This window comes from Paraburkholderia sediminicola (assembly GCF_046026895.1).
Taxonomy (GTDB): domain Bacteria; phylum Pseudomonadota; class Gammaproteobacteria; order Burkholderiales; family Burkholderiaceae; genus Paraburkholderia; species Paraburkholderia sediminicola_C.
This window is the reverse complement of the sequence record NZ_JAQQEU010000184.1, coordinates 1-3,246: the sequence shown is the minus strand read 5'-3', so window position 1 is coordinate 3,246 and position 3,246 is coordinate 1. Positions and strand designations below refer to the sequence as shown.

General features: G+C 62.3%; 3 protein-coding genes. All 3 read left to right on the top strand.

All coding sequences use genetic code 11. From position 1 onward, the window contains the following. Window positions 1-342 precede the first annotated feature (342 nt). A complete protein-coding gene (gene copM, locus PQR02_RS39990; protein ID WP_408243322.1) occupies window positions 343-771 on the top strand; it encodes a CopM family metallochaperone in 429 nt (142 codons plus the stop codon). After that, a complete protein-coding gene (locus PQR02_RS39985) occupies window positions 768-1,187 on the top strand; it encodes a hypothetical protein (RefSeq protein WP_408243321.1) in 420 nt (139 codons plus the stop codon). Before copM ends, PQR02_RS39985 begins: the two co-directional genes overlap by 4 nt. Before the next feature lie 99 nt (window positions 1,188-1,286). Continuing rightward, complete coding sequence (locus tag PQR02_RS39980) at window positions 1,287-2,939, top strand: sigma-54 interaction domain-containing protein (protein WP_408243320.1); 1,653 nt, start codon at window positions 1,287-1,289, stop codon at window positions 2,937-2,939. Window positions 2,940-3,246: the final 307 nt, after the last annotated feature.

Genomic DNA, 3,246 nt, shown 5'->3' with positions numbered 1-3,246 from the left:
GCGTGCGCCGGTCGCCAGCTCGTGAGGTTCGAGCTAGATGTGCACTTCGCATGAGGCGAGACCCGGCCACATTCGGACACTGGGCCGGGCGTAGACTTCGCCGTTCGAACGTCTCGGGCGCTCAGGTATCGGACATGCAGATACGGCCCCGATCCGGGAAGTCGTCGGCCAAAGCTGCGGTTCGCGCAGCTGCAAGTCCGGGTCTCTGAAAAAGTGGACGCTGGTCCCCATGGCGCTTGACCTTCCAGCGACGGGAAGGTTGATGATGAATATGCGGGTCTTTGATGAGGAGCGTGTTCGCCCTCCAAACGATCAGGTTACCCACCTTGAGAGCGTATTCAGATGAAAGCCAACCGTTTACTCACCGTCCTCTTCATCCACGTCGGAATCGTGTTGTCGGGCATAGCACTCGACGCGCGCGCGCAGAAAGCCAGTGCCATGGCAACTGGGCAGATGAGCATGTCCACCGGAAAAATGGAGACGCCTGCACAGGCCGGCGGTCCTCTGCCTGCATCAACGCAGGCCTTCGAGAACAACGCAGCGAAGATGATGAATAATATGAGTACCCCCGGATACACAAGAGATACAGACGCGGACTTTGTGGTGCACATGATCCCGCATCACCAAGGAGCGGTGGACCAAGCCGAGGTCGAGCTCAGGTACGGCGAGGATCCGGAAATGAGGGCGCTGGCGAAGAACATCATCAAGGCGCAAAAGAAGGAAATTGCCTTTATGAAGCGGTGGCAAGCCGGGCACGACAAAAACATGTGACGCGCGAGGCAGTATGGCGCGCCTGGCTGGGTCGCAAAATTGAAAAGTCCGTCGAAACGATTGCCGTGGGGTCGCACTTGGGCTCCGACGTAGGACGCGCAACCGACGAGGCACGACAGGCGGTGCGCCGACTGGCCAACGTCATCGGCGAGATCTCAAGCGCATCCGAAGTGCAGGGGCGCGGCATCGAGCAGGTCAACGTGGCCGTTAGTCAGATGGATCAAGTGACTCAGCAGAACGCTGCGCTCGTTGAAGAAGCCCCGGCGGCGCAATCGCTCGAGGAACAAGCGGCCCGGCTCAACCAGATGGCCTCGGTGTCACGGTGCCGGTGTGACCCGGGACGAAAGACGGTCCAACCTGAAGGGTTCAATCCAGGTTCAGCGAGGCGAAGCGGCATGATTTGCGTGGCTATGTGATTCGTCAAACAGGGGCAAGGGCAATCGGATGGCGAGCCTGCGAGATTTTTTGTGTTCTGAAATAATAGGCTTCGCTCACGACCGTGGCGGCTTACGCCCATGCAAACACCATCTGACGCCTCAGCCGGCAGCGAATCTGCCGGCTACTGGCGCGAACACGAAATGCTGCTATTGCAGCAGGTGATGGCGCTTGTCGGCAAAAGCCTGTCCCCCGCCCCTACGCTGCGCGAGATGCTGCATCTGATGTCCGAGCTGCTTGGCCTGAACCGGGGCCGTATCGTGCTCGCGGACGAAACGGGTCGCAGCGGGCGCATCCGGTACGCGTACGGACTCACCGCCGAGGAAATCGGCCGGGGTGTGTATGCGTACGGTGAAGGCATCACCGGGCGCGCGCTGCAGCACGGCCAACTGACGATCGTCCAGGACATCGACCGCGAGCCGGATTTTCTGGCGCGTGCGGTTGAGCGCTCACGGCTGCCGGACGGCCCGGTCTCGTTCATCGCGCTGCCGATCGTCGTCGAACGGCGGGCGGTCGGCGTTCTTGCGTGTCACCGCATTCGCCACCGCTCGCGTGCGCTGGCCGACGACATCACGGTGCTGCGTATTCTGGCGACCCTGACGGGGCAGTTGCTGCAGCTGGAAGCCGGCCTTGAGGAAAAAACCCGCGCGCTCGAAGAGCAGAACGCAGTGCTCGCGCGGGCCCTCGAATCGGCGGCTGCCCGCTACGGAATCGTCGGCACCTCGCCGCCTTTGCTGCGCGCGATCTCGGAACTGGAGCGCGTATCGGATTCCGCCGCGAGCGTGCTGTTGCTCGGCGAGTCAGGCACCGGCAAGGAGTTGTTTGCAAGAGCCTTGCATCGGGCGAGTTCGCGGCGCGACCGTGCTTTCATCAAGATCAACTGCGCGGCGATACCGGATACGCTGTTCGAGTCCGAGCTGTTCGGGTACGAACGCGGCGCGTTCACGGGCGCGAACAGCATGCGCGCGGGCTGGTTCGAGCAGGCCAGCAACGGGACGCTGTTTCTCGACGAGATCGGCGAGCTGCCGCTGATGATGCAGGCCAAGCTACTGCGCACGCTGCAGGAAGGGACCATTACGCGTCTCGGTGGCAAGGCGGAGATCCAGGTCGACGTGCGCCTCGTCGCGGCCACCAATTGCGATTTGCGACGCGGTGTGGCGCAGGGCACCTTCCGCCAGGACCTGTACTACCGGCTCAATGTGATTCCGATTCACCTGCCGTCGCTCGCTGAACGCCGCCAGGACATTCGCGTTCTCGCGCTGCATTTCATCAGTCATACAAATCAACTCAACCAGCGCAACGTCAATCTCACCGCGGCCGCGCTGGATCGGCTCGAAGAGTATTCGTGGCCCGGCAATATCCGCGAGCTGACCAATTTCATCGAGCGGGTCGTGTTGCTGGCGGAGAAGCCGCTGCTCGATGCAGCGGATATTGGCTGGCTGCTGCCGTCGGGCGCGGCGGATGAATCTGCTGTTGCGCCCGCGTCTGCACAATGGGCGGCTGCCGTCCGTGGACAGGGCGGAGCGCTGGACGCTTCATCGCATGCTCCTGTGAGCCACAGTGGACCGCTGCCGATGCGGCCCTACCGCCGTGTCGGTTCGCACCCGGCGCAGGCGCTGGTCGACGCGCTCGAACAGTGCGGGGGAAACAAATCGCGCGCGGCGCAACAGCTGGGCATGACACCGCGCCAGTTCAGCTATCGCTGGCAAAAACTTGGTCTGCCGAATGACTGAGCGCCGCGTCGGCCGCGCATGCAGAGTAAACAATGTCGACAATGTCGGCATTGTCAGTTCACCGCTTGATTGCGAATCCGTCGCGCCGAACCCGGGCGGCGCTTCTTGTTTGCCCCAAAGCCCCGCCAGGAAAGCAGTTTGGCGCTACGCAGTGAAACTGGCACGCCTGTTGCATTAAGTGATGTGCCGGCGCCGCTCCACCTTCGATGCGACGCCCGCGCCTTCACTATCCACGCACCAGGAGCGTCACTTGAGCACTGCCACCGATAATCCCACGACTATTTCCACCTACCTGCGGCCGATCGAT

What these genes read in the sequence shown, in the direction of transcription:
- copM (WP_408243322.1), top strand. Translation starts at nt 343, where the DNA reads ATGAAAGCCAACCGTTTACTCACCGTCCTCTTCATCCACGTCGGAATC.
- PQR02_RS39980 (WP_408243320.1), top strand. Translation starts at nt 1,287, where the DNA reads ATGCAAACACCATCTGACGCCTCAGCCGGCAGCGAATCTGCCGGCTAC.